Raw genomic sequence first — 18,982 nt, 5'->3', positions numbered from 1 at the left:
AAGGAGTTTAAAAATAACTGTTTTTATGCTAATATTGTATATATACTAAGAAAAGGGGATACGTGATGAAAGATATTTACGCTGTTTTAGACATCGGTAGTGCAACCTTAAAGTTTCTTGTTGCTGAAGTAAATAACATTAATGTCAATGTACTGTTTGTCAAAACGATTCCTAGTCACGGAGTGAAAAAGGGAATTATAGAAGATGATCGTATCTTAATTAGAGATATACGAAAACTGATTGATGAAGCAGAGGCTTTTCTAGAATCTAAGATTACGAGCGTCGCTTTAACAATTCCAACCATAAAAGCTAAATTATATCAAAGTGACAGCAGCATTAGTTTATCAGATGCTGGGTCTAAAGTATCTACTGATGATATAGTTAGAGTATTGCGTTTGTCATCAAAATTTAAACGTTCTAAGGATGAAGAAGTAGTATCAATTATTCCAGTTCGCTATCATAGTGATAAAGGAGCAACCGTTGAGGCGCCTTTAGGGGAACTTTCAAGAAATTTGATCGTTGATTCTTTAGTCATTACTACTAGTAAAGAGTTGCTTTACCCATATATTTCGGTAGTTGAAAAATGCGGTGTGGAAGTACTTGATATTACTATCAATGCGTTTGCATGCGCAAAAGAGGCTTTTGATGCAGTATATCTTCAAGAAGGTGCTTTATTGATAGATATGGGTTATAAGACTTCGACAGTTTCATTTTATAAAGATGGATATTTACAATACTTGACAGTTTGCCAAGTAGGAGGGTATGATTTTACTCGTAAAATTGCCCAAAATATGCAGATATCAATGAATCAGGCAGAAGCTTATAAAATTAAATATGGTTCATTAGATGTAACACAAGGTCAGAATGATATTATTCATACAACCTTTGTTGATGAACAAAAACGTGATTATACACAACAGGACTTGGCTGATTTATTAAATGAAACAGCTTATGAAGTAATGAATAAGATTAAAGAAAAGATTTCAGTTATTGATGATATTAGTAAATATGAAACTTTAATCGTTGGTGGTGGTGGAGAGCTGGAAATGCTGGATACTATTGCTACAGAGGTTTTAGAATGTCCCGTTCGAATCTATCGTCCTGATACGATTGGAACTCGTGATATGTCATTAGTAGCTGCAATTGGGATGGTTTATTACTTAATGGAAAGAAAACAGGTTGTTGGTGATTATACACCTTCATTAGTATTGCCGGATGTGACAAATACAATGGCAATTAGATTTAAAGGGTTGACAAAGTCAGCGCCTTCAAAACAAGGAAGTAAAATGTCAAAACTATTAGATTCATTTTTTAGTGAAGATTAATATAAAAAGAGAGGATATATTGTCATGAGTGAAGAATTAGGATTTGAACAAGTAGCACGAATTAAAGTAATTGGTGTTGGTGGTGGTGGTAATAATGCCGTAAACCGCATGGTAGAAGAGGGTGTAGCTGGAGTAGAATTTTATGTTGCAAATACTGATTTGCAAGTATTAAAACGTTCTCCTGTTACTAATAAAATTGAATTAGGTAGAGATTTAACAAAAGGTCTAGGAGCTGGTGGAGAACCTGAAATTGGAAAAAAAGCAGCTCTTGAATCAGAAGCAGAAATTCGTCAAGTGCTAGAAGGTGCAGATATGGTTTTTATCGCTGCTGGTATGGGTGGTGGAACAGGTACTGGGGCTGCTCCCGTATTTGCTAAAATTGCTCGTGAATTAGGTGCTTTAACAGTTGGGGTTATTACAAAACCATTTACTTTTGAAGGAATGAAAAGAAAAAAACAAGCAATCTCAGGGATTGAAGAATTACGTGCTAACGTCGATTCAATTATTACCGTTTCTAACGATCGTTTATTACAATTGATCGGTGGACGTCCAATGCAAGAAGCATTCAGAGAAGCTGATAATGTTTTACGTCAAGGGGTTCAAACAATTACTGACTTAATTGCTATTCCTGCTTTTATTAATCTTGACTTTGCTGATGTTTCTGCGGTTATGAAAAATCGCGGTAATGCTTTAATTGGAATTGGGATGTCTTCTGGTGATGATAAAGCGAAAGAGGCTGCAAAACGTGCTATTTCTTCGCCATTATTAGAAGTGTCTGTAGCGGGTGCTAAAGATGCAATTATTAATGTAACTGGTGGACCAAATATTTCATTATTTGATGCAAATATTGCTCTTGAGACGATTTCTCAAGAAGTTGGTGATGATATTAATACATATTTAGGAATTGCAATCAATGAAAATTTAGATGATGATATTATCGTCACTGTTATTGCAACAGGTTTTGAAGAGGAAAACGATGATGATTTTGAACCACGTCCAAACGTTTTAAAAACACGCAGTGTTGAAGATGTTGTACCTTTATCAGCGCGTTTTGAAGATGAAGAAGACGATGATGACGGTGATTTTCCACCAGCATTTATAAAAAATAGAAGAGTTTAATTAATAAGCTAACTAAGGTTAGCTTATTTTGCAAAGGGGGATAATTTAGATGAAAAAAATAGGATTTATTGGTATGGGAAACATGGCCGGTGCTATTGCTGGCGGGATTATTAAAAGTGGTTTTGTTGAAGGTGAAAATGTTTATGCATTCGATATAGATAATGATAAACTAACAAAGATGCATACTGATTTTTCAATAAATGTTTGTACTAGTGAAAAAGAATTAGTTGCTATGGCTGACATAGTGATAATTGCAGTTAAACCAAATGTTGTTGAAGATGTAGTCGCTAAAATTACAGACGAATTAGATAATAAGGCAATTATTTCAATTGTTGCTGGTTACGATAATGAAATGTATAATGAATTGTTATTGGATTCAACACGACATTTGACGATCATGCCCAATACACCAGCTTTGGTAATGAATGGAATGACTTTATTTGAACAAGAAAATACGCTAACTGCAGATGAACTAAATTATGCTGTTGAGATGTTTTCAAGCATTGGAGAAGTAGTAATTTTACCAAGTTATCAAATGAAAGCCGGAGGAAGTATTAGTGGTTGTGGACCAGCGTTTGTTTATATGTTTATTGAAGCAATGGCAGATGGTGGGGTACGCTTAGGCTTACCAAGAGATGTTGCTTATAGACTAGCTAGTCAGACTTTAATCGGTGCTGGAATGATGCAAAAAGAAACACAGTTACATCCAGGTATTTTAAAAGATCAAGTTTGTTCGCCTGGGGGGATCACTATCAAAGGGGTCGAAACTTTAGAAGAAAATGGCTTTAGAAATGCTGTTTTAAAAGCAATTAAAGAATCAAATTAAAATATTAGGATCGCAAGATCCTTTTTTCTTTTCTTGACATTTTTTTGCTTAGATAAGCGCTATGATAGTTAGGGGTGAAAAGATGGAGGTATATATTGAACTGACGTATCTAACAAACTATTTAATTATTTTGGTTGCTTTGGAAATGATGTCGATTTTAATTAGTAAGGAAATGTCGTATCTAATGGTTATTAAACATAGCTTTTACTTAAGTGGAGTAATTTTACTATTATACTTAGATAGTTATAGTTGGTTAATTATATTGATCTGGGCAGTTGTTTTTTTATGTCTATATCAACGCCAAATATTTCTGTATTATCCAATTTTTATTTTTGTTTATTTTTCATTATTATTATTCGCTAGTTCAATAATTCCAGAAGCATTTATTTATAATGGAATCTTAATTTCACCAGTAAATGTTAGTAGCATTGGTTTATTTATTGTTAGCTTGCTCGTTGTATTGATGCAGATTATGTTTATTGTTTATTTAAAAAGAAAAATAAGAATTGATGACTATTTATATGTAATGAAATTGGATTACCAGCAACATAGTTATACAATTAAAGGATTTCTTGATAGTGGTAATGAAGTTTACTATGAGGGTTTTCCTTTAATCATAATTAATCAAAAAATTATTGATGAGTATGAAGTAATCGATGTTTTAGAATTAAATGATTTACGTGAAGATATTATTGAAATAATCAAAGTTGATCAGGTTATAATTAATAATCAGAGATTACAAGATATCTATGTCGGGGTGATTGCCGGGATACAATATGATTGTTTATTAAATAAATCACTTATGGGAGGAATTTTATAATGATAAAATTTATTTTAAAAATATTAAATAAAACTAAATATCTTTATTATATTGGACGGCATGATATCTTACCACCACCATTAAAAGGTATTGAAGAAAAGGAAGCTTTAGAAAAGTTGGGAGCTGGTGATAATGATGCTCGAGATTTGTTGATTGAGCATAATTTAAGGCTAGTTGTATATGTTGCAAAACGCTATGATACGACGCAAAATGGTGGAATAGAAGATTTGATTAGTATCGGAACGATTGGTTTAGTTAAAGCAATCAATACTTTTAAACCTGATAAAAATATTAAGTTAGCTACTTATGCATCACGGTGTATAGAAAATGAAATTTTGATGTTTCTAAGAAAAAATAATAAATTGCGTCACGAGATATCTTTAGATGAACCATTAAATATTGATTATGATGGAAATGAATTGTTGTTATCGGATATTATTGGAACAGATAGTGATATTGTTAAAAATGAATTGGAACAAAGTGATCAAAAAGCAATGTTTTATGAGGCTTTTAAGGATTTATCCAAACGTGAAAAGGAAATTTTGATGTTTCGTTATGGTTTAATGAATTATGATGAGTTGACGCAAAAGGATGTTGCTAAAATGATGGGAATTTCACAGTCATATATTTCACGATTAGAAAAGAAAATAATCAAAAAATTACGTAATAAATTAAATTATAATGAAATAAAATAAGTATAAATTTGTCATATTTGCTAAAAATAGAGTTGAAAGAAGGCAAATATGAGTAATTATCAAGTTATTATAAATGGTTATCAAGAACCGAAAAAAAGACTTACAACCGATGAAACTTATAAATTGATAGACGAATACCAAGCTACTAAAAACGAGGCGATAAAAGACAGATTAGTTAACGATAATACTAAGTTAGTTTTATCAATGGCAAGACGTTTTTATGGTCGTGAAGATAGCATGGATGACTTATTTCAAGTTGGAATGATTGGGCTGATTAAAGCAATTGAAAATTTTAACACTAGTTTTGGTTTGAAATTTTCAACATATGCAGTTCCTCTAATAATTGGTGAGATGAAACGTTATCTTCGTGATAACCATCAAATCAAGATTTCTCGCTCAATTCGAGATTTAGCGTATAAGGTTTTAAAGGTTAAAGATAGCTATATAACAAAATTAAATCGTGAACCAACGATAAATGAATTAGCTAATGAACTGGAAGTTGAGCCAAGTGCTGTTATTGAAGCGCTGTTATCAACAAACAGTGTTTCTTCATTACAAGAAGAAGTTAAAAATGATGATGGTAATAATTTAAAGATGATTGATTCGATTACAGATGATAAAACAGTTGTATCAAGAACAAATGAAACAATAGATTTATATGATGCTTTAAAATCATTAAATCAAAAAGAGCATCGTGTGATTAAACAAAGATATTTTGAGGGGTTGTCCCAAAGTGAGATTGCAAAGGAATTATTTATTTCCCAAGCTCAAGTGTCAAGAATCGAAAGAAAAGCTTTAGATAATTTACATAATTATCTAAAATAAGCATATATATTAATGGTGATTCGATGAGATTTGTAAAACTGCAGTCTAAAGACGTGATCAATGTCGTTGATGGCTGCAAAATTGGTTTTATCAGCGATATTGAAATTGACTGGTGCGGTAAATGTATACAGGCAATTGTAGTAGAGAAATATAGCTTTTTTAAACTATTATGTTTTTTTAAAGAAGCACCATGTATTGTTATTCCAATTGAATGTGTAGTGAGCATTGGTGGCGATGTGATTCTTGTATCGATTGAGCCATAATAGTCAAATGTTTAAGCATTTGACTATTTTAATAAAATCTTTTAAATAACCAGCAGTTTGTTGAGTAATTATCCTTTTATGGACGGATTTATTGTGCTATAATATACTAGTAATAAATTAAGGAGGACCACTTCATGGGATACGGACAAAAAGTAAAAAAATGGTTTTTTGACGAAGACGGTGACGAAGTTGAAGAATATGAAGATGTAGAGATTGATACAGAACCTAAAACAAGCTTATTTGAGCAAGCAAAGTTTTCTAAAACAAGTGATGCAATCAAAGCTTTAAATGCAAATAAAGATAGCCAATTAATTTTATTTGAACCACGGGCATTTGCAGAAACTCAAGATATTGCAAATCATTTAAAGCAAAAGAAAGCTGCTGTTGTTAACTTGCATCGTTTACAAAAAGAACAATCTAAACGAGTTGTAGATTTTTTAAGCGGAGTTATCTTTGCAATTGAAGGAGACATCCAAAGAATTGGACCTAGAATATTCTTATGTACTCCTAAAAACATTGGTGTTTCTGGGACAATTGATTTAGATGAAGATGAATCTGAAGAATAATAGATAAGTATTAGCTTAGCTAATACTTTTTAATTATGATAGAGCATTTTAAAGGTGAAGAAGTTTTTGTTAAAAAGGTATTAGAGTTTAAAGATCAAGCTCTATATAAACAAAGACTTGTTTTAACTAAATTTTTAAATCCATATCATCAATCAATTGTTTATAGCATTGTAGGGAATCAAAATGATTTGATTGTTATTGAAGATGGTGGAATGGTTGATAGTGAAATGAAACGTTTGATTATTGCACCATCATTTTATCAAATTGAAAAAGAAGATTTTGAAATAGTTTTAGCTAAAATAAGTTATGCAAAACCATTTGGTACATTGAATCATCGAGATATTTTAGGAGCATTAATGTCTTTAGGGGTTAAACGCGAATTATTTGGGGATATTTATGAGTATGAGGATAATTTTTATGTTGCCATGGATGCAAAAATCTATGAGTATGTAAAAAATAACTTAATTAAAATTAAACGTAGTAAAGTTAAAATTTTAGAGAGTGAAGAGATTATTACAATTAAACATCAATATATAAGTAAAACTTTTATTGTCTCCTCATTTCGTTTAGATAAAGTTGTTTCAACTTTATATGGAGTGCCTCGAAGCAAGGCTGTCAGTTATATTCAATCAGGTTTTGTAAAAGTTAATCATAAAGAAGTTGAAGAAATAAATTATTTGTGTAATAATAGTGATATAATATCGTTAAGACGTCATGGAAGAGTTAAATTTGTCGATACTAAACGACGAACTAAACAGGATAATTATGTCGTTGAAGGGTATTTTTATAAGTAGGGGAGTGAGACGATGAGTGAATTTAAAAAGCAATTTAGGGGCTATAGTGTTCAACAAGTTGATAGTAAAATAGATGATTATCAAGCTGAGTTAGCATCACTAAAGCAGCAAGTTGCTAGTTTAACAGATGAATTAGATCATGTTAAAGAACAAAACTCGCTATTGCAGCATCGTGTCAATATTACCGAAAAAACTAATGAAGAAATTGCTCGTCTAGCCTTAAAAGAAGCAAGTGAATTGATTGATAAGGCTAAACGCAATGCCAATATGATCTTAAAAGAATCATTGGACTATGTTCGTAGTTTATCTAGTGAGATGAATGATTTTAAAGATCAGGCAATTAAATTCCGTTCATCGGTTCAAAAAATGTCCCAAGATATTTTGGATTCAATCGATAATTCGGAAGTCTTTAATCTTATTAACGAAGAAGATGAAGATAACTAAATACGATGAAAGAGACAGTTTATAGTAAGATGTTTGTAGAGAGCTGATGGATGGTGAAAATCAGTAACTATTATTATAATGGATCACTCGGGAGTAGCACCTTGAAATTAGTAGGGGTTGCCGTTAATCGCGTTAAGATGTTTGAGTGCGTATTGGAAAATACGAATTAAGGTGGTACCGCGAATTATTCGTCCTTTTATTTTGAAAGGACGTTTTTTAATTTATTTGGAGGAAAAGAAATGAACTATAAGGACACACTATTAATGCCAAAAACTGAGTTCGAAATGCGTGGGAATCTTCCTAAAAAAGAACCTAAGTATGTTGAACGCTGGCAAAAAGAGAACATGTACGAAAGAGTAATTGAGCAAAACAAAGGGAAAGAAGATTTTGTTTTTCATGATGGTCCACCATATGCCAATGGTAATATGCATATGGGACATATGTTAAATAAGGTAATCAAAGATGTTATCTGTCGTTACAATAATATGGAGGGACGCTATACGCCATATATTCCTGGTTGGGATACGCATGGATTACCAATTGAAAATGCGATTCAAAAATTAGGGGTAAATCGTAAAGAAATGTCTACAGCGGCTTTTAGAGAAAAATGTGATGAATATGCTCATGAGCAAGTAAATAAACAAATGGAACAATTAATCAGAATGGGGACATTTGCTGATTATAAACATCCATATTTGACTTTAATGCCCGAGTTTGAAGCTAATCAAATTGATGTATTTGCAAAAATGGCAATGGATGGATTAATTTTTAAAGGGTTAAAACCTGTCTATTGGTCACCATCAAGTGAATCAGCTTTAGCAGAGGCTGAGATTGAATATCATGATATTAAGAGTCCGACTATTTTTGTTAAATTTGCTGTTAAAGACGGTAAAGGAATCTTAGATACTGATACTAGCTTTGTTATTTGGACAACTACACCTTGGACTATTCCTGCAAACCTGGCAATTTGTTTAAATGAGCGTTACGATTATGCACTGATTGAAACAACTAAAGGAAAATTAATCGTTCTAAATGAATTAGTTGATTCATTAATGGAAAAATTTGAAATTACTGAGTATAAAGTAATCAAAAACTTTAAAGGTAGTGAGTTAGAATTAATCACTTGTCAACATCCTTTATATGATCGTGAATCATTAGTGATCTTAGGTGATCATGTTACTGCTGAGGCGGGGACTGGTTGCGTTCATACAGCACCAGGATTCGGAGCAGATGACTTTTTCGTCGGACAAAAATATGGTTTACCAGCATATTGTAACGTTGATGAACATGGATGTATGATGAAAGACTGTGGTGAATGGCTAGAAGGTCAATATGTAGATGATGCAAATAAAACAGTTACAATGAAACTAGATGAATTAGGAGTTTTATTAAAGCTTGAATTTATTACACATAGTTATCCACATGATTGGCGTACTAAAAAACCAATTATTTTTAGAGCGACTGATCAATGGTTCTGTTCAGTTGATAAAATCAGAGAGAAATTATTAAGTGAGATTGATAAAGTTAACTGGTTAAATGAGTGGGGACATATTCGTATTTATAATATGATTAAAGATCGTGGTGACTGGTGTATTTCTCGTCAAAGATCTTGGGGAGTACCGATTCCAATCATTTATTGTGAAGATGGAACACCGATTATGGAAGAAGAAGTTTTTAAACATATTTCTAATTTATTTAGAAAATATGGTTCAAATGTTTGGTTTGAACGTGATGAAAAAGATTTATTACCAGAAGGATATATAAATGAACATTCACCAAATGGTATCTTTAAAAAAGAAAAAGATATTATGGATGTATGGTTTGACTCAGGTTCCAGCCATACTGGATGTATGATTGAACGGGGATATCGTTATCCAGTTGATTTATATTTTGAAGGTAGTGATCAATACCGTGGCTGGTTTAACTCTTCACTGATTGTTGGAACAGCAGCTCATGGTTGTGCACCATACAAAACAGTTTTATCACATGGATTTGTTTTAGATGGCAAAGGCAATAAAATGTCTAAATCATTAGGTAATACTGTTGATCCAATTAAATTAGTTAACCAATATGGAGCTGATATTGTAAGATTATGGGCAACTTCAGTAGCTTACCAGCAAGATGTAAGAATCAGTAATGATATTATGAAACAAATTTCTGAAAATTATCGTAAAATTAGAAATACAATGCGTTTCGTATTAGGAAACTTAAATGATTTTAAACAAGCTGATCTGGTTGCAGTTGAAGCTTTGGCTGATGTTGATAAATATATGCTAGCTCAATTAAATGACTTGATTAAAGGATATCATAAAGCTTATGATAATTATGATTTTGCTGAAGCAAATCAATTAATTTTAAATTATTTTACTAATTTATTAAGCTCATTCTATATGGACTTTACTAAAGATATTCTTTATATTGAAAAAGCCGATAGTCTTCGTAGAAGACAAGTCCAAACAGTTTTATATTATCATGCTAAAGCAATGATGAAATTGATTTCACCAGTTCTAGTATTTACTGCTGAAGAATTACATGATCATTTCCATTGTGATGATAATAAGGCTGATTCAATTTTCTTAGAACCTAATGTTGAAATGATCAATATGCCTAACAGTGATCAATTAAAAGCTCATTTTGATCGTTTCCTAGAGCTTCGTAAAGATGTCATGAAAGCTTTAGAAGGATTGAGAAATGAAAAAATTATAAAATCAAATATGGAAGCAAAAGTGACGATTTCATTAAAAGATGAATTTAAGGAAATGGCTTCAATGCTTGCTGACTTAAAACAATTATTTATTGTTGCTAAAGTTGAGTTAGTGAAAGATTCTTCGTTAGAAGAATTTGATAGCGCTTATATCAAAGTTGAAAAGTTCGAAGGTCATCAATGTCCACGATGTTGGAACTATTTTGATGAAGATGAAATGGAAGGCGAATTGTGCCCTCGTTGTCATGCTGTAATCAATGGATAGATAAAATCTCTAAGTTTAAATAAGTATAGCTAAAAGTAATCATATAAATTGGACTGCATCTCTGATCTTGGATAGTCAAGGATGACTGTTCGATTTAGATTACTTTTTTTATTGCAATAGTTATTACTAAAATAGAAAAAGTAGCTGTTTAATGGGGTTTTATTAAATAAATATTGTTGAAATAGGTCGAAAGTGTTAAAATAAACAAGTATGTATGGAGGGTTCAAATGAAAAGTGATAAATTTAAAGGGTCATTTTTGTTGTTATTAGCAGCCTTGATTTGGGGGAGTTCATTTATTGTTATGAAAAGTGCAGTGGATTTCTTAACTCCTAATGTCCTGTTATTTGTTCGGTTTACATTGGCAACATTAGTAATGATCATAATGTTTTATAAATATATTAAAGATACTTGTATTCGTGATTTAAAAGGGGGTGCGATTACAGGAACCTGTTTATTTTTGGCTTATTTGATACAGACATTAGGTCTGACAATGACAACCCCAGGGAAAAATGCATTTTTAACTGCTATTTATTGTGCAATTGTACCTTTTTTAGTTTGGTTATTCTATCATAAACGACCTGATAATTATAACTTTGTTGCAGCTTTACTCTGTGTATCAGGAGTTGCTTTAGTTTCTTTAGATGGTGATTTGACAATGAATACTGGTGATCTTTTAACTATTTGTGGAGGATTTTTTTATGCCTTACATATCTTGGCGATAAAAAAGTATTCACAAGAGATGCATCCTATTAAATTAACCACACTACAATTTGGAATGACTGCGATCTTAGCTTTGTTTGGTTCATTATTATTTGAAGATATTACAGTGATAAAACAAATTGACAGTAGTGTGATCTTGCAGATTGGCTATCTAGTTTTTTTTGCTACTGCGCTAACATTACTATGTCAAAATATTGGTCAAAATCTTGTGAGTGAGTGTAATGCAGCGATTTTATTAAGTCTTGAGTCTGTATTTGGTGTAATATTTTCAGTTCTATTATATGGAGAAGTACTTACGTTAAAAGTTATTGCAGGATTTGTTATCATTTTTGTTGCAATTATTGTTTCTGAAACGAAACTATCATTTTTAAAACGAAGTAATGTCAGGGAGGAAGAATTGAATGTGTAAAAAAATATTATCGTTTTTATTAGTTGGAATATGCTTAATAGCAACACTAACACCGATAAGAGCTTTAGAAAATAGTGAAGATATTGGGCTTACTTGTGATTATGCAGTTGCAATTGATGCAAAAAGTGGTTTGGTTTTATATAATAAGAACATGGATGAACGGATGTATCCTGCGAGTATGACCAAGGTAATGACCGTTATTCTTGCTTTAGAATTAATGGATGATATGAAGAAAACAACAGTAATTACACAAAGTGATATTGATACTGTATGGGAAACTGGAGCTTCCTCAGCTAATTTTGAAGTTGGAGAGACAGTTACATATGAAGATTTATTATATGGCGCTATTTTACCAAGTGGGGCGGATGCAACTAGAGCTCTAGCAAATAATTTATGTGGAAGTCAAGAGGCATTTGTTGATAAAATGAATGAATTAGCACAAAAATTAAATTTAAAAGATACTCATTTTGTAAATACGACCGGGATTCATGATGAAAATCATTATACTACAGTTCATGATATGGCATTAATTGTTCAATATGCAATTCAAAATGAAGATTTTAAAAATATATATGCTCAACGTTATAAAACGTCTTCAAATGGATTACATCAATGGGTTAATAAATCGATGTATAATGCTAAACGAGCAAAAATAAATGTTGATGATATTCTTGGTTGTAAAAGTGGGTATACAAACGAGGCTAAGAGTTGTCTATCAAGTTTAAATCGGGTTAATGATAATGAAATTATTACCATTGTAGGTCATAGTGTTAATAATGATGTTAAAACTCATGCTGCAGTAAGTGATACTTTAGATATAATGAATTATGTGGGGCAACATTATTCATTACAAAGTATTTTAACTAAGGGTGCTAAAGTAAGAACGTTAGATGTAACTTTAGCAAAGGACGAACAAAAAATAGCTATTACAAATTTAAATGACGTTAGTGCCTTTTTACCAAATGATTTTAATAAAGATGATTTAGAATATAAATACTCATTTAAAAAATTAGAAGCACCTGTTAAAAAGGGAGAAAAAGTTGGTGATTTAAAAGTATATTATCAAGACAAATTATTATATCAAGAAGAGTATGCTACTACTAAAGAAATTGAAAAAGATACTTTTAGTTACATCCTTGGAGTAGTTAAAGATTTTATGTTTCCATATGGTCTTGCGATTATTTTAGTAATTATTTATATACTGATTTTAAGAATGAAAAAAAGATGAGAAATTAAATTTTTATGCATTTACTTGAGTGGAACATAAAAACAGTACAAGAAATTGTACTGTTTTTATGTTCCAATATGTGTTTATAAAATCAAAGGTATTAAAAGTCATTTTAATGGGATAAAAAGTGTATTTTAAAAGCAAAAGACAGTATAGAATCCTACACTGTCTAAATTGATTTTATTTATTCATTAACATTTTCAAATGCTTGAGGAATTAATGGAGTTGGTTTTTTAATTCGATGATTATAAACCAGAATGGTTAATAAACTGCAAATAATAATAATTCCTACAAATACAATTATTTCTGTATTCAATGAAACATTTGACATACTAATAACTTTTCTGAAGCCATCAACGCTATATGTGAATGGCATAAAAGGATGAATTGCTTTAAAAATTGCACTTGATGTTTCTAGCGGATAAGTACCGGCCGAACCACCCAAATTAATAACCATAAAGACTAAGAGTACAAATTCACCAATTTTACCACACACAATACTTAACAAGGTCACTAATGCCATTGAAGCCGCTCCTACAATTACAGCAAAGATAAAAGTCATTAGTAACTGTTGCGGAGCAAAATCACAGAAGAACATCAATGATGCAATCATTACAATTGAAGCAATTGTAGATACTGTAAACCAGACTGAAGCTTTAGATAACCAATATTTAAAGCCGCTTTCTGCTTTTTCAACATCATTGAATAATGGATACATCAACGTAAATGCCATACAAGCTACATATAAACCTACACTCATCATATATGGAGCCATTCCATGACCATTGTTTTCAACTGTTGAAATTTCCTTATGAGAAGTATCTACAGGACTAGCAAGCATATCAAATGTGCTGTCGTTACTGTTAATACTATTTACCTGCTCTGCACCATCATGAAGTGAAGTAGCTAAAGTATTTGCGCCGTCTTGTAAGGTGGTTAACCCAGTTCCAAGAGTAGTTGATCCAGCTGCTAATTGTCCAGCGCCGTCACTGATTTGATTAGCTCCATCGGCTAACTGATCAGCACCGCTGAGCAAAGTTGGATTATTGCTTACTAAAGTACTAGTACCATCAGCTAATTGTTTTGCTCCTTGATCAAGGGCACCGATACCGTTAGTTAGAGTTGGTGTTTGGCTAGCTAATTGAGAAGTACCAGTTTTTAATTTATTGGCACCATCTACTAAAGAACTTGAATTATCATTTAATTGAGCTAAGCCACTATTGATTTGACTTGTTCCAGCAAGATAACTTTTAATTCCAGTTTTTAAACTTTTCTCTGTGGGAATAGTAGTTTTACTACCATCAGTGTTAGTATATTCACCACCACTAATTGAAGCATCAAGATTATTTAAACCAGCTTGTATAGTTCTACTAGCAGTTGCTAGACCTGGGGTAGTTGTATCACCATTTAAGGCTGTATTCATCGTACTAAGACTAGAACTCATCTGCTGAACCAATTGATATGAAGAAGGCAAAGCATCAGTTACACCAAACTTTGTTAATCCGTATTGTTCAACTTCTTCTTTACTTAGACCTGTATCCAAAATTGTTTGTGCTAGCTTTTTATAGTCTGCATTACCACTATTTTGAAGTGTATTGATTAAGGTAGTATAATTTGATAAAGAAATACTAGATGTTTTTACTTGTGAAGCCATTTGTGTTAAGCCATCACTGATTTGCTGGTTACCAGCTTTTAATTGACTTGCCCCGGCTGCGAGAGTATCTACACCATTACTTAAGGTAGAATTATTGCTAACTAAAGCTTGAGAACCTTGATAAGCGCTAGTAACACCGCCAGTATATTGACTTATTCCAGTTTGAAGTTCTGTGGCTCCATTATCAAGTTGATTTATTCCACTTGATAATGCAGGAGTAGCGTTGTTTAGAGAATTGATACCATCCTTTAATGAATATACACCATTATTTACAGTTACTACACCATCGGTATAATCTTGTAACCCGTTTGTAAGGGTAGAAGCCCCATCTTTAAAAGTGATTGAACTAGTTGCTAATACTTGAAGATTATCCGAAATAGTTTTATTACCACTAATTAACTGATTAGCCCCATCATTAATTTGATTAGAACCATTAGCTGCCTCACTCATGCCGCTTCCAACTGTTCCCAATTGATTGAAAATAGTTTCAGCATAAGTCTTAGTTACGGTTGAAGAAACTTCAGCTTTGATTTTAGCAATTGCTGAATCATCCATTTTAGAAGCAATGTAACTGCTGCCAGGATTAGTAGTATAGTTTAAAATCATTTTTTGTGGTTGGGCATCTAATAATGTCGTTGCATTTTTAGAAAAATTACTAGGAATAGTAATTACCATATAATAATCACCGTCTTTTAATCCTTGATCAGCAGTTTTACTGTCAACCAGTTTAAAATCCATTGAATCATTGTTTTGAAGACTTTTTGCTAACTCTTTACCGACATTTAAAGTGGAATCATTATATTCAACCTTTTTATCCTCATTAACTACCGCTACGGGAATTTCTTTAGTATTTCCATACGGATCCCATATTGACCCTAAGAATACCCCCGCATAAATACTTGGAATTGCAATGATGGCTACGGCCACTATTTTCAGCCACCAATTTTTACGAAATGCTGACCACTCTTTTTTTATCATTTTTTCTCCTTTCCATTAAATTATAGTTTTATCTTGAAATTTAATATATTAATAGATATAATCTATCCATGGATAAAGTTTATCTATTAATAAAGCATATTTTAATCATCTACTATAAGTTTGTCAATCAATTTATAAAAAATATTTTCTAGATTATTAATCTCGAATAATGTTACAATATATAGCAAAGGGGAAATGAAGTAATGAAAGTAAAAAATAGTGTCGAACAAGCAATTTGTTTATTAATAATTATCGCCCATAGCAATGATGAAAAACCTTTAAAAAGTTATAATATCTCTGATAGTTTAGGTGTTTCTGATTCTTATTTAAAAAAAATTATTAGGCAATTAGTTGTAGCTGGGCTGATTACATCTGAAGCAGGGAAAAAAGGTGGTGTATGCTTAAGCCGGAAACCTGATAAGATTACTTTGCTGGATATTTTTGAGGCTATCGAGGGTAAAGAGCCGTTTGCAAAAGCAACGGGACTAGTAGAACGTGTTTTTGTTAATGAATTAAAAGAAATCATGGATCAAAAGCAGGCGATGATTTTAGATGCATTTAATGCTGCAGAAGCAAGTTATAAAGAAAAATTAAAAACGATCACATTAAAAATGGCTATGGTAGAACGAAAAAAGGATTCTTAAGCGAATCCTTAAATATTAACCATGCTTTTTTTGATTGTTTTTATCGACAATTCGATCTAAGCCATATCCAATTACACGTCCAATAAATGCAAATACGATAAACCAGAGTGCGCTCCATGAACTTGTTTCTTTATTAACAAAGCCAATAACAAAAATAATAACTGCAATCGTTAATCCAACAGCTGTACCTAATGTCATAAATACACTACTTTTTTCTTTCATCCTTTCACTCCTCAATTCTAAATTATACCACAACAAAGTGCGCATACAAGTAAAATATGTGTTATAATACTGTCGTAAATAATGGAGTGATAAGATGATAAATACAATTATATTTGACTTAGATGGTACATTGATAGATTCTTTAGTTGATCTTGCAAATACTGTTAATGTTATTTTAACAGAAAAAGGATATCCTACGCATACCCTTGATGAATATCGTTATTTTGTTGGAAATGGTGTATTAAAATTGCTTGAGCGGGCTTTACCTGCTGATCATCAGGGGGATATTACAGCTGTAAAGAAACGTTTTGATGAAATTTATGGTGAAATTTGTTTAGAAAATACCAAACCATATCCTGGAATCACAAAATTAATTAATACTTTGGCTGATCAAGGATATAATTTGGCTGTTGTGACTAATAAACCGCAAGACCATGCAGTTAAAATTGTTAAGACTTTATTTCCAGGATGTTTTAAATATATTTTCGGTAGTAGTATTAGACATCCTAAAAAGCCGGATCCCTGTTTAACAAATCTAGTTATTAATCTTTTTGATGTGCGTAAAAACGAAGTCGTCTATATAGGCGATAGTGACGTTGATATTTTAACTGCAAAAAATACGAAGGTTAGATCAATAGGCGTATCATGGGGATTTAGAGGACGTCAGGAGCTGCTTGAAAATGGTGCAGATCTTGTTGTTGATCATGCCAATGAAATTAAAGAGGCTATAAATGATTGGTGTAAGTAGTTGTCTAGCAGGATGCAAATGCACTTATAGTGGTGATGATAAATTAATTAAATTAGTCAAAGAGATGGTTATGCGAAATGAAGCAATAATGATTTGTCCTGAAGTGTTAGGGGGATTGAGTATTCCTCGTTCTCCTTGTGAGATAAGAGATGGAAAAGTAGTTGATATTAATGGTGTTGATTGGACTAAGGAATATCGATTAGGAGCACAAAAGAGTTTAGAAATATTACAAGAACATGATGTTGATGTAGTTTTGTTAAAGGCAAAAAGTCCTAGTTGTGGAAAAAACTATATATATGATGGGACGTTTAGTCATACCATTATAAATGGTGATGGTATTACTTGCCAACTACTAGAAAAACATGGCATAATAGTATTCAATGATGATAATATTGATGAATTTTTAAAATACATAGAAAGAAGGTAAAAAAATGGGACACGTATTAAAAATTAATCCAGTTTTTAAAGAAATGATTTGGGGAGGTCATAAATTAAGAGATGTTTATGGCTATGATATTCCTAGTGACAATACTGGTGAGTGTTGGGCAATCTCAGCTCACAAAAATGGAGATTGTACTATTAGTGATGGAGAATTTGCTGGAAAGACATTATCTAGTTTATGGGATGAACATCGAGAGTTATTTGCTAATATTGAAGGTGACCAATTTCCATTATTGGTAAAAATTATTGATGCTTGTAACGATTTATCTGTTCAAGTTCATCCAAATGATGAATACGCTAAAGCTCATGAAAATTCTTTAGGTAAAACAGAATGCTGGTATGTTCTAAATACCGATGAAGGAACAAAAATGGTAATGGGACACCATGCTAAGACTAAAGAAGAGTTAGTAAAAGCGATTGAAAATGATGACTACGACAATCTGTTAAATAAATTTGATATCAAAGAAGGAGACTTCTTCTATATTCCTTCAGGTACGATTCATGCTATTTGCAGTGGTTCATTAATTTATGAAGCACAACAATCTTCAGATATTACATATCGTGTTTATGATTATCATCGTAAAGATGCTCAAGGAAATGAACGTCAATTGCATGTACAACAATCGATTGATGTTGCAACAGTTCCATATGTTCCACTTGCGGCGGATAGTATGGTTGAAACAGCAATTGAAAATGGAACGAGGACGAAGTTGGTATCAAGTGAATTTTTTACAGTTAATAAATACGAAATGACTGGTAAAAATACGATTGTTAATGATAAACCATTCCAATTAGTCACTGTTATTAAAGGTAATGGTGTTATTAATGGGAATAGTGTAAAAATGGGCGATAACTTTGTAGTTTGTGCTGATCAAGATGCCGTAGAATATGATGGTACAATGACAGTTATGATCTGTACATTATAATGTATTGTTCGAACTGTAATCATGAATTTAAAGCAGCTTCTTTTGCCTATAAAGCAAGACAAAGATGTCCTGAGTGTGGAACGTTGATGCAAATCCAGTTTCCTTCGGGAATGGGGTTCATTCCTATCATTGTTGCAATACTTCCAGCAGTATATATGGTTTCAGTACTGCAATTTGATTTATTGGTTGGATTAAGTGTCTTTATTCTTGTTTATTGGCCAATTGAAGTTATTATGAATATCTTATTAATATATTTTGATAAATACCGCCTATATGAAGTAGATCAGTGATCTACTTTTTTTGAACAATAATGTAATAAATCATTGGCGGAAATAATGACTAAATGGGAACTTTGTGATAGAATG

The 18,982-nt window shown here is 31.9% G+C and carries 20 protein-coding genes and 1 other annotated feature; of the genes, 18 read left to right on the top strand and 2 right to left on the bottom strand.

Features of this window, described 5'->3' with window-relative positions:
• The first annotated feature begins 65 nt into the window (after positions 1 to 65).
• The 13 genes from ftsA to KTF99_RS00775 all read left to right on the top strand — a co-directional run bounded on the left by ftsA (position 66) and on the right by KTF99_RS00775 (position 13,004).
• Positions 66 to 1,325 (top strand): cell division protein FtsA, encoded by a 1,260-nt coding sequence (ftsA, locus tag KTF99_RS00835; RefSeq protein ID WP_003536556.1) that lies wholly within the window; start codon positions 66 to 68, stop codon positions 1,323 to 1,325.
• A 24-nt stretch (positions 1,326 to 1,349) separates the two neighbouring features.
• A complete protein-coding gene (gene ftsZ, locus KTF99_RS00830; protein WP_003536557.1) occupies positions 1,350 to 2,444 on the top strand; it encodes a cell division protein FtsZ in 1,095 nt (364 codons plus the stop codon).
• Positions 2,445 to 2,493: 49 nt separating this feature from the next.
• Positions 2,494 to 3,270 carry a pyrroline-5-carboxylate reductase gene (gene proC / locus KTF99_RS00825; RefSeq protein ID WP_003536558.1) on the top strand — a complete coding sequence of 259 codons (777 nt, stop codon included), beginning with the start codon at positions 2,494 to 2,496 and terminating at the stop codon, positions 3,268 to 3,270.
• An 82-nt stretch (positions 3,271 to 3,352) separates the two neighbouring features.
• Positions 3,353 to 4,090: a sigma-E processing peptidase SpoIIGA gene (locus KTF99_RS00820; RefSeq protein WP_254210074.1), complete on the top strand. Its 738-nt coding sequence runs from the start codon at positions 3,353 to 3,355 to the stop codon at positions 4,088 to 4,090.
• Positions 4,090 to 4,785, top strand: coding sequence for an RNA polymerase sporulation sigma factor SigE (gene sigE / locus KTF99_RS00815; protein ID WP_003536560.1), 696 nt, complete (start codon positions 4,090 to 4,092; stop codon positions 4,783 to 4,785). The genes KTF99_RS00820 and sigE overlap by 1 nt, the downstream gene beginning before the upstream one ends.
• Before the next feature lie 48 nt (positions 4,786 to 4,833).
• Positions 4,834 to 5,610: a SigB/SigF/SigG family RNA polymerase sigma factor gene (locus KTF99_RS00810; RefSeq protein WP_003536561.1), complete on the top strand. Its 777-nt coding sequence runs from the start codon at positions 4,834 to 4,836 to the stop codon at positions 5,608 to 5,610.
• Positions 5,611 to 5,633: 23 nt separating this feature from the next.
• Positions 5,634 to 5,873, top strand: a complete 240-nt coding sequence (locus KTF99_RS00805; RefSeq protein ID WP_003536562.1) for a YlmC/YmxH family sporulation protein — start codon at positions 5,634 to 5,636, stop codon at positions 5,871 to 5,873.
• 134 nt (positions 5,874 to 6,007) lie between these two features.
• Positions 6,008 to 6,439 (top strand): cell division protein SepF, encoded by a 432-nt coding sequence (locus KTF99_RS00800; RefSeq protein WP_003536563.1) that lies wholly within the window; start codon positions 6,008 to 6,010, stop codon positions 6,437 to 6,439.
• A 35-nt stretch (positions 6,440 to 6,474) separates the two neighbouring features.
• Positions 6,475 to 7,233 (top strand): YlmH family RNA-binding protein, encoded by a 759-nt coding sequence (locus KTF99_RS00795; protein ID WP_003536564.1) that lies wholly within the window; start codon positions 6,475 to 6,477, stop codon positions 7,231 to 7,233.
• A 12-nt stretch (positions 7,234 to 7,245) separates the two neighbouring features.
• Positions 7,246 to 7,677, top strand: a complete 432-nt coding sequence (locus tag KTF99_RS00790) for a DivIVA domain-containing protein (RefSeq protein WP_003536565.1) — start codon at positions 7,246 to 7,248, stop codon at positions 7,675 to 7,677.
• Positions 7,674 to 7,876: a binding site (T-box leader), on the top strand. It overlaps the preceding gene by 4 nt.
• 40 nt (positions 7,877 to 7,916) lie before the next feature.
• Positions 7,917 to 10,646 carry an isoleucine--tRNA ligase gene (gene ileS / locus KTF99_RS00785; protein ID WP_022007778.1) on the top strand — a complete coding sequence of 910 codons (2,730 nt, stop codon included), beginning with the start codon at positions 7,917 to 7,919 and terminating at the stop codon, positions 10,644 to 10,646.
• 227 nt (positions 10,647 to 10,873) lie between these two features.
• A complete protein-coding gene (locus KTF99_RS00780) occupies positions 10,874 to 11,776 on the top strand; it encodes a DMT family transporter (RefSeq protein WP_003536567.1) in 903 nt (300 codons plus the stop codon).
• Complete coding sequence (locus KTF99_RS00775) at positions 11,769 to 13,004, top strand: D-alanyl-D-alanine carboxypeptidase family protein (RefSeq protein ID WP_009300071.1); 1,236 nt, start codon at positions 11,769 to 11,771, stop codon at positions 13,002 to 13,004. Before KTF99_RS00780 ends, KTF99_RS00775 begins: the two co-directional genes overlap by 8 nt.
• Positions 13,005 to 13,188: 184 nt before the next feature.
• On the opposite strand, the gene KTF99_RS00770 is transcribed toward KTF99_RS00775, so the two are convergent.
• Positions 13,189 to 15,636 carry a YhgE/Pip domain-containing protein gene (locus tag KTF99_RS00770; protein ID WP_003536569.1) on the bottom strand — a complete coding sequence of 816 codons (2,448 nt, stop codon included), beginning with the start codon at positions 15,634 to 15,636 and terminating at the stop codon, positions 13,189 to 13,191.
• A 203-nt stretch (positions 15,637 to 15,839) separates the two neighbouring features.
• Here KTF99_RS00770 and KTF99_RS00765 point away from each other — a divergent pair, with 203 nt between their 5' ends.
• Positions 15,840 to 16,280 carry an RrF2 family transcriptional regulator gene (locus tag KTF99_RS00765; RefSeq protein WP_003536570.1) on the top strand — a complete coding sequence of 147 codons (441 nt, stop codon included), beginning with the start codon at positions 15,840 to 15,842 and terminating at the stop codon, positions 16,278 to 16,280.
• Positions 16,281 to 16,295: 15 nt separating this feature from the next.
• Here the strand turns inward: KTF99_RS00765 and KTF99_RS00760 are convergent, their stop codons facing one another.
• A complete protein-coding gene (locus KTF99_RS00760) occupies positions 16,296 to 16,502 on the bottom strand; it encodes a DUF2273 domain-containing protein (protein WP_003536571.1) in 207 nt (68 codons plus the stop codon).
• Positions 16,503 to 16,596: 94 nt separating this feature from the next.
• Between KTF99_RS00760 and KTF99_RS00755 the strand changes: the two genes are divergently transcribed.
• Genes KTF99_RS00755 through KTF99_RS00740 form a run of 4 tightly spaced genes read left to right on the top strand, consistent with a single transcriptional unit; the run spans position 16,597 to position 18,907 of the window.
• Complete coding sequence (locus KTF99_RS00755) at positions 16,597 to 17,250, top strand: HAD family hydrolase (RefSeq protein ID WP_003536572.1); 654 nt, start codon at positions 16,597 to 16,599, stop codon at positions 17,248 to 17,250.
• On the top strand, positions 17,234 to 17,677 hold the full coding sequence (locus KTF99_RS00750) for a DUF523 domain-containing protein (protein ID WP_003536573.1): 444 nt from the start codon (positions 17,234 to 17,236) through the stop codon (positions 17,675 to 17,677). Before KTF99_RS00755 ends, KTF99_RS00750 begins: the two co-directional genes overlap by 17 nt.
• Positions 17,678 to 17,681: 4 nt before the next feature.
• Positions 17,682 to 18,617 (top strand): type I phosphomannose isomerase catalytic subunit, encoded by a 936-nt coding sequence (locus KTF99_RS00745; RefSeq protein WP_003536574.1) that lies wholly within the window; start codon positions 17,682 to 17,684, stop codon positions 18,615 to 18,617.
• Complete coding sequence (locus tag KTF99_RS00740; protein ID WP_003536575.1) at positions 18,617 to 18,907, top strand: hypothetical protein; 291 nt, start codon at positions 18,617 to 18,619, stop codon at positions 18,905 to 18,907. The genes KTF99_RS00745 and KTF99_RS00740 overlap by 1 nt, the downstream gene beginning before the upstream one ends.
• Positions 18,908 to 18,982: the final 75 nt, after the last annotated feature.

Source organism: Erysipelatoclostridium sp. MSK.7.34, assembly GCF_019041935.1.
GTDB lineage: Bacteria > Bacillota_I > Bacilli_A > Erysipelotrichales > Coprobacillaceae > Thomasclavelia > Thomasclavelia ramosa.
The sequence above is the reverse complement of the archived record's forward strand: the minus strand, read 5'-3'. Positions and strand labels throughout refer to the sequence as shown.

What these genes read in the sequence shown, in the direction of transcription:
- ftsA (WP_003536556.1), top strand. Translation starts at nt 66, where the DNA reads ATGAAAGATATTTACGCTGTTTTAGACATCGGTAGTGCAACCTTAAAG.
- ftsZ (WP_003536557.1), top strand. Translation starts at nt 1,350, where the DNA reads ATGAGTGAAGAATTAGGATTTGAACAAGTAGCACGAATTAAAGTAATT.
- proC (WP_003536558.1), top strand. Translation starts at nt 2,494, where the DNA reads ATGAAAAAAATAGGATTTATTGGTATGGGAAACATGGCCGGTGCTATT.
- KTF99_RS00820 (WP_254210074.1), top strand. Translation starts at nt 3,353, where the DNA reads ATGGAGGTATATATTGAACTGACGTATCTAACAAACTATTTAATTATT.
- sigE (WP_003536560.1), top strand. Translation starts at nt 4,090, where the DNA reads ATGATAAAATTTATTTTAAAAATATTAAATAAAACTAAATATCTTTAT.
- KTF99_RS00810 (WP_003536561.1), top strand. Translation starts at nt 4,834, where the DNA reads ATGAGTAATTATCAAGTTATTATAAATGGTTATCAAGAACCGAAAAAA.
- KTF99_RS00805 (WP_003536562.1), top strand. Translation starts at nt 5,634, where the DNA reads ATGAGATTTGTAAAACTGCAGTCTAAAGACGTGATCAATGTCGTTGAT.
- KTF99_RS00800 (WP_003536563.1), top strand. Translation starts at nt 6,008, where the DNA reads ATGGGATACGGACAAAAAGTAAAAAAATGGTTTTTTGACGAAGACGGT.
- KTF99_RS00795 (WP_003536564.1), top strand. Translation starts at nt 6,475, where the DNA reads ATGATAGAGCATTTTAAAGGTGAAGAAGTTTTTGTTAAAAAGGTATTA.
- KTF99_RS00790 (WP_003536565.1), top strand. Translation starts at nt 7,246, where the DNA reads ATGAGTGAATTTAAAAAGCAATTTAGGGGCTATAGTGTTCAACAAGTT.
- ileS (WP_022007778.1), top strand. Translation starts at nt 7,917, where the DNA reads ATGAACTATAAGGACACACTATTAATGCCAAAAACTGAGTTCGAAATG.
- KTF99_RS00780 (WP_003536567.1), top strand. Translation starts at nt 10,874, where the DNA reads ATGAAAAGTGATAAATTTAAAGGGTCATTTTTGTTGTTATTAGCAGCC.
- KTF99_RS00775 (WP_009300071.1), top strand. Translation starts at nt 11,769, where the DNA reads ATGTGTAAAAAAATATTATCGTTTTTATTAGTTGGAATATGCTTAATA.
- KTF99_RS00770 (WP_003536569.1), bottom strand. Translation starts at nt 15,636, where the DNA reads ATGATAAAAAAAGAGTGGTCAGCATTTCGTAAAAATTGGTGGCTGAAA.
- KTF99_RS00765 (WP_003536570.1), top strand. Translation starts at nt 15,840, where the DNA reads ATGAAAGTAAAAAATAGTGTCGAACAAGCAATTTGTTTATTAATAATT.
- KTF99_RS00760 (WP_003536571.1), bottom strand. Translation starts at nt 16,502, where the DNA reads ATGAAAGAAAAAAGTAGTGTATTTATGACATTAGGTACAGCTGTTGGA.
- KTF99_RS00755 (WP_003536572.1), top strand. Translation starts at nt 16,597, where the DNA reads ATGATAAATACAATTATATTTGACTTAGATGGTACATTGATAGATTCT.
- KTF99_RS00750 (WP_003536573.1), top strand. Translation starts at nt 17,234, where the DNA reads ATGATTGGTGTAAGTAGTTGTCTAGCAGGATGCAAATGCACTTATAGT.
- KTF99_RS00745 (WP_003536574.1), top strand. Translation starts at nt 17,682, where the DNA reads ATGGGACACGTATTAAAAATTAATCCAGTTTTTAAAGAAATGATTTGG.
- KTF99_RS00740 (WP_003536575.1), top strand. Translation starts at nt 18,617, where the DNA reads ATGTATTGTTCGAACTGTAATCATGAATTTAAAGCAGCTTCTTTTGCC.